Source organism: Dapis brunnea BLCC-M229, assembly GCF_050015995.1.
Taxonomy (GTDB): domain Bacteria; phylum Cyanobacteriota; class Cyanobacteriia; order Cyanobacteriales; family Microcoleaceae; genus Trichodesmium.
On the sequence record NZ_JBNHEP010000050.1, the window covers coordinates 99169 to 105456 of the forward strand.

6 protein-coding genes are annotated in these 6288 nt (G+C 36.5%); 4 read left to right on the forward strand and 2 right to left on the reverse strand.

Annotated features, from left to right (window positions below; all coding sequences use genetic code 11):
- Positions 1 to 474 precede the first annotated feature (474 nt).
- Positions 475 to 1086, forward strand: coding sequence for a cupin domain-containing protein (locus ACP6PM_RS05785; protein WP_426582675.1), 612 nt, complete (start codon positions 475 to 477; stop codon positions 1084 to 1086).
- Positions 1087 to 1383: 297 nt separating this feature from the next.
- A complete protein-coding gene (locus tag ACP6PM_RS05790) occupies positions 1384 to 2220 on the forward strand; it encodes a hypothetical protein (RefSeq protein WP_426582677.1) in 837 nt (278 codons plus the stop codon).
- Positions 2221 to 2331: 111 nt separating this feature from the next.
- Here ACP6PM_RS05790 and ACP6PM_RS05795 read toward each other — a convergent pair whose 3' ends face one another.
- Positions 2332 to 2685 (reverse strand): four helix bundle protein, encoded by a 354-nt coding sequence (locus ACP6PM_RS05795; protein ID WP_426582679.1) that lies wholly within the window; start codon positions 2683 to 2685, stop codon positions 2332 to 2334.
- 407 nt (positions 2686 to 3092) lie between these two features.
- Here ACP6PM_RS05795 and ACP6PM_RS05800 point away from each other — a divergent pair, with 407 nt between their 5' ends.
- Together ACP6PM_RS05800 and ACP6PM_RS05805 are read left to right on the forward strand one after the other, a co-directional pair.
- Positions 3093 to 3731, forward strand: coding sequence for a ThiF family adenylyltransferase (locus tag ACP6PM_RS05800; protein WP_426582681.1), 639 nt, complete (start codon positions 3093 to 3095; stop codon positions 3729 to 3731).
- Between the two features lie 640 nt (positions 3732 to 4371).
- A complete protein-coding gene (locus ACP6PM_RS05805; protein WP_426582683.1) occupies positions 4372 to 5841 on the forward strand; it encodes a leucyl aminopeptidase in 1470 nt (489 codons plus the stop codon).
- A gap of 244 nt (positions 5842 to 6085) precedes the next feature.
- Here ACP6PM_RS05805 and ACP6PM_RS05810 read toward each other — a convergent pair.
- On the reverse strand, positions 6086 to 6288 hold a 203-nt coding region (locus ACP6PM_RS05810; protein ID WP_426582685.1), incomplete at its 5' end, for a hypothetical protein.

The window sequence follows — 6288 nt, forward strand, 5'->3', positions numbered from 1 at the left end:
TTGTGTTAATTGGAAAAATTATTTATCCGGAAATAACTCAAAAAATATTTCAGAAGTTTTAGTTGTCGAATATTTATAATATAAAGTATGTTTACTGCTCCCAAATTGGGTATTGCAGTCTGCAAAGTCACCGGATAAATAACCAAGTTATTCAGTTTAAAGGACGATATAGCTACTGCTAGGCTCCGCCAAGGCTTTACTTTATAAAATTTTACAAACAGCCTCTTATAAATACGATGAGACTATAGTCAAATTAATGCTCAATATAAATAGTGATTTCTAGATTTTCATGTCAATCTTTAAATATTTGCCGAACCGATCTTTATTTCTATCATCCAACTAGAAAATTTTTTTTCTCAAGGTTGCGATATTTTAATATTGTATTATAATAGTAGTATATAAATATTAAAAATCTTGGGAAGAGAGAAATTTCTCTGCCATGCTTTCTAGCGATTAAGCAAAAAAATTAGACTAATGAGCCTAAATTACAACTATAATAAAAATTTTACTAAAGCCAATTTTGACTTCGATAATCTTCCCTATTTAACTAATCCTTACAGAAAACTAAATCTTCAAAGTGTAGGTATTGGTTTAATTAAATTACCACCCAATGAAGGTTATACATTTACTCATAGTCATGTGGAACAAGAGGAAGTTTATATTGTTGTTTCAGGAAAAGGAGTTATTCTGATTGATGGAGAATTAATAGAAATACAACGCGGGGATTTAGTGCGAGTTTCTCCCACAGCAAAAAGAGCAATTAAAGCAGATAAAGGAACTGATTTATTTGTCATTTGTGCAGGTGGAGTAACTCAAGGTTATCCTCAAAATTATAATTCTCGTTATTTAATAGATGATGGTATTCCTGACTATGATGATATTCCACCTTGGTATCAAGATAACCAAGATATAATTGCTAAAAACTCTATTTTGAAAGAACGGATGTTAAAAGCACAAGCAAAACGAAAACAAGGGGAAACAAATGTAAGCATTCAGCCGTCAGCTTGCCTCTTGCCTCCTGCGGAGGAGCTGCGCTTTTCATGTCGCGCAGCGAAACAGCTATCAGCTAAAGAAAGAAAGAAGTAAGAAAAGGAGGAAGTATTGAAAAAAAAAGGGAAAAATGATCATGCTAGATATAGCTCTCTAAAATGAATTAGAGCAGTTCTTTTTAAGTATCTCTAATCAAGATAAATTTATAGAATTCTTTTTTCACGCTTGGTACTAAGGTGTAGTTTTATTGCGCTCGAGCTGACAGCTAATAGCTAATAGCTGAATGCTTACAAACAAATTTATATAGCAGAAGGAAAAAGGAAGAAGATTGATTTGTTGTTTCTCCTAAAGAGTGGTATTTATTTATGTCCTGGTACTTATTCCTTAAAAAAAATGACAGATATTCGGAAATTAATAAACCAATTAGCTATTCAAGAAGCAGAATTAAAAAATATTCAATTTTTAGCACCTTGTGTAAAAAACGGGCGAGTAAAAACTAGAGTAGCAGGAATGATTTATACCTTTGAAAGTGAACCAAAAACATTTGCAGGATGGGGAATATTTCAACCAATAAATGAGAAAATAGCCAAATTTTTAGAAGAACCTAGTTTGCCTCAGCTAGAAGAATATTTTCAACTTTTGAAACCTCTAAGATTCTTCCTTGCTTGTCAATTGAAAGGGCTAACATGGCTAGCATATCCAACTAATGAATCTGATGCTCAACAACGATTTGCTTGTGCTAAACCTGTACCAGTTCATCTAGTAACAGAAGGAGCAATGTTTGAGCAAATAATTGCTAGATTTGATGGTGTTTATTGGTGGTTTGAAGATATAGACCGCCGTGCCGATCCTTTAATAGCAGAAGAGTTACGGGAAGCATTTAAAAATATTACACTACCGAAAGAAGTTAAGTTTAAAGGGATGACTCCAGAAATTAAAACGGTTTACGATTTAGTAGCACGACAAAAAAAAGAATTTATGAAAAAAATGCAATATCAAAAAGATGAAAAAAGACTAAGAGAAGCATTAGCTATGGGTGGAGGAGAGTTACAAAATTTTAGAGACCGCTCCAATTATTGGCAAGTGGAATGGGTGAGTGGAAATGGAGAGCGTCATACTTCTGCTATTAATAAAAATGACTTAACTGTGGTAAGTGCAGGTATTTGTTTAAGTGGAGGCGATCGAGATTTTGACTTACAATCTTTAGTTGGAGTCGTTGAGCAGAGATAAGGGAAGGAAGAGGGAAGAAGGAAGAAGGAAGAAGGAAGGAGGAAGAAGGAAGAAGTAATATCATGTCCGGTTGAATACTTACACTAAAGAAGGAAGAAAGAGAAAGGCAAATTATTTGTCTAGTTTGTGAATAGTAGCTATAATAAGACGTTGTACTTCATCAACTTCTTTTATAATAGGAATAAAGAGTTCTGGTTTAGCTAAATTTACTGCTTTAGTAATAATTAATTGGGTATCTAATTCTCTGAGAGAACCGAGAGCAATTCTGAGAAAACGTATATATTCAGCTTTACTTGTCCTGCCATATCCTTCAGCAATATTTGACGGAACTGAAACACAACTACGGCGAATTTGACTGGTTAAACCATAAAGCTCAGAATTAGGAAAAATTTGAGTTATTTTGTAGCAATTAATAGCCATTTTAACTCCACGTTTCCATATATATTGTTCTCGATGACTACCCATATTTTACAATACCCTAAAGTACAATACAAAATCATACAGCAGATTCCACCTAAGTGTGGTACATCCATCGCTGGCAAGATGTCCGCACTATAAATACTTAATTGTTAGAGACTGTTTGTAAAAGGAATATTAAATCCAAGCGTAGGGTGGGGAGAGTGAGGTGGCAATAACTATGAGTCCTAAGCAACATTTAACTTTCCGCCGTAACCCACCGAACATTAAGCACTCTGACCGTCTTAATTTTTTGTTGTGCATTCACTCTCTTAGTATCTGTACTTCATATACCTGGAATATGCTGTATTACTTCTTCCAACTTCCAACTTCCACCTTCCACCTTCTTCCTTCCACCTTCCACCTTCCACCTTCTTCCTTCCAACTTCCACCTTCTTCCTTCTTCCTTCCAAACCATGTCTATATTTTTTCACGAACAACTTTACCGCAGTTCAGAAATAATGACAAAGCTAAAAAATTTGTCAATAACTATTTGTGGTGCTGGTGCTTTAGGAGCAAATATTACTGAAAATTTAGCTCGTTCTGGGTTCAATAAATTACGAGTAATAGATTACGATCGCATAGAAGAACGTAACCTATCTACTCAACCTTATTATCGTTCTGATATTGGGGCATTGAAAGTTAAAATTCTGACTAATAGTCTTTATCGTGCCCTGGGAATAAAAATTGATAGTCAATCTCAAAAGTTAACTGTAGAAAATGCGGGTAAACTATTAGGAAAAAGTGAATTAGTTATAGATACTTTTGACAATAGTATTAGTAGAAGTGCAGTAAAAAATTATTGTGCTAATTCTAATATTTCTTGTCTTCATGTAGGATTAGCTTCGGATTATTCAGAAATAATTTGGAATGAAAATTATCGAGTACCTTCCCATATAAATGATGATGTGTGTGATTATCCTTTAGCAAGAAATTTGGTAATGTTAACCGTTGCTGTTTCTTGTGAAACTGTGATTAATTTTGCCGCGACTAAACAACAGCATAACTTTACTGTGACTTTGGGAGATTTTGCTGTTAAACCATTATTTATGTAGGATGAAAATTCAGCAAAAGTTTGATTTATTTTGACAGGACTTTGGAGCATCGTGAGGTAAAGTTTAATACTAATATCTATTGCCTATTCCCTTAAATTATAAAACCTTATACCTCATTAGAACAAGGATTTCATATAGAATCCGGTTATATAATATATGTTGATAATTCTATAATTACTTCAAGCTTTCAATCTCCCAATCTGCCAATCTCCCCATCTCCCCTTTCCTAAAAATTTAATCACGGACATTGATACCAAATGGCTTGTATAAATATTCTCTAATAATTTGTGAATTTGCTGACCCATAAAAATTAATCAAATAGACTACTAGAACTAAGTTATACCATGCATGAAAAAAGAATGTTACGAATAATAAGCACTATTAAAATATTTTATCAGAAATTTGTATTTGAGAAAAAAGATAAGTTACGACACAAAAAAATGTATCAAATCTATTCATTCTGACTCCTGACTCCTGAATTCTGACTTCTTATAAGTACCCTAGCTATTTGTAGCAAACACTTATCAAATTGGTGTTATAAGTGCTTTATATCTTTCTATTTTGGTAACTATTGCTCAAATGTAGATACATTCAGAAATACAGATTAAGATAATCTATTACTGTTTGAGAGGAAATCAACATGGAAATTAAAGCAACCAATACACCTCAGTTAGAATGGGCCGGAGATGCCCTAGCTATTGGTTTATTTGAGGATGCCATAGAATTAACTGGGGATATGGCCAAATTGAACGAAATGTTGGCTGGTACTTTATCTGAACTAATTGAAGAAACAGAATTTAAGGGTAAAGCCAACAGCAGTGCCTCAACTCGTGTGGGCGGTACAACCCCTATTCGCAAAATTATTATTGTTGGCCTAGGCAAATCAGAGGAGTTAAATTTAGATACTCTGCGCCAAGCAGCAGCGACCTCTGGACGTTTAGCAAAAAAGGAGAGATGCAAAACTCTCGGCATTAGCCTGCCAATGTGTCAGGATGCTGATTCTACAGCTACAGCTATGACTGAAGGCATTGAGTTAGCTCTCCATAAAGATAATCGCTTTAAATCTGAAGTGGAAAATCAAGGGCCAGATGTAGAAAAAGTAGAGTTAATTGGTTTAGCTGGCTCCGATGAAGCGATCGCCCGCGCCCGACAAATCTGCTCAGGAGTCATCTTGGCCAGGGAACTTGTAGCAGCTCCTGCTAATTCTTGCACCCCAATAACTATGGCTGAAACTGCTGAAGCTTTAGCTAAAGAGTTTGGTCTAGCTCTAGAAATTCTAGAAAAAGAAGATTGTGAAAAATTAGGTATGGGAGCTTTTCTTGGAGTTGCTCAAGCTTCTGACTTGCCACCAAAATTTATTCATATCACTTACAAACCAGAAGGTACTCCTCGTCGCAAGTTAGCGATAGTAGGAAAAGGTTTAACTTTTGACTCCGGTGGCTTAAATTTGAAACCTTCTGGTAGTGGCATTGAAATGATGAAAACTGATATGGGTGGAGCAGGTACAACTTTTGGTGCTGTTAAGGCGATCGCTCAGTTGAAACCAGATGTGGAAGTTCATTTTATCAGCGCTGTTACAGAAAATATGGTTAGTGGTCATGCCATGCACCCCGGTGATTTTCTGACTGCTTCTAATGGCAAAACTATTGAGGTGAATAATACAGATGCAGAGGGGCGTTTGACTTTGGCAGATGCCTTAGTCTTTGCTGAAAAGTTGGGAGTAGATGCAATTGTAGATTTAGCAACTCTTACTGGTGCTTGTGTTGTAGCATTGGGTAATGATATTGCTGGTTTGTGGAGTCCTAATGATGACTTAGCAGCTCAACTAACAGCAGCAGCAGAAAGAGCTGGAGAGAAAATGTGGCGGATGCCTTTGGAGGAGAAATATTTCGAGGGTTTGAAAGCTATGCACGCTGATATGAAGAATACAGGTCCGCGTCCTGGTGGTGCTATTACTGCAGCTTTATTTTTGAAACAGTTTATTAAAGATACACCTTGGGCACATCTAGATGTTGCCGGTCCGGTTTGGATAGATGCAGAGAGTGGTTACAATAATCCTGGTGCAACTGGTTATGGTGTTCGGACTCTAGTCAATTGGGTTTTGAATTAGAGTTTTCCAATTTTGTGACTGTAGTTCTGTAATTAACTACCAGTTACAGTCCCATTTTTGAAGATCGCGCTCTTAAATGGGACTTACCGAATAATTAATAATTATTAATTAAATAATTCACCCTTTAAAGTCTCCCCTTTCAAGGGGAAAAAGCGGTCGCTCCGCGTTAACGCGCGTTATGCAGACGGCTAAACGACCCCTCTCTTGGTCGATTGGATATGGCGTTTGCTAGCGCAAAGCTCCGCTAAAGCGTAGCGTCCCGGAAGGAACGGAAACCTCGCCATCCCATCTTACTCCAAGCTCCGCTTTCTGTCATTGCGAGCGGCAGCGAAGCAATCTCAAACGTCGATATTTCGTTCCCCATGCGTAAGTCCTGTTCAAGTCGCGAAGCGAAACGACCGCTTTCTTGGTCGATTGGATATGGCGAGGAGACCTCGCCATCCCATC

Bases quoted from the DNA above. Each gene is read 5' to 3' on its own strand.
- ACP6PM_RS05785 (WP_426582675.1), top strand. From the start codon at position 475: ATGAGCCTAAATTACAACTATAATAAAAATTTTACTAAAGCCAATTTT.
- ACP6PM_RS05790 (WP_426582677.1), top strand. From the start codon at position 1,384: ATGACAGATATTCGGAAATTAATAAACCAATTAGCTATTCAAGAAGCA.
- ACP6PM_RS05795 (WP_426582679.1), bottom strand. From the start codon at position 2,685: ATGGGTAGTCATCGAGAACAATATATATGGAAACGTGGAGTTAAAATG.
- ACP6PM_RS05800 (WP_426582681.1), top strand. From the start codon at position 3,093: ATGTCTATATTTTTTCACGAACAACTTTACCGCAGTTCAGAAATAATG.
- ACP6PM_RS05805 (WP_426582683.1), top strand. From the start codon at position 4,372: ATGGAAATTAAAGCAACCAATACACCTCAGTTAGAATGGGCCGGAGAT.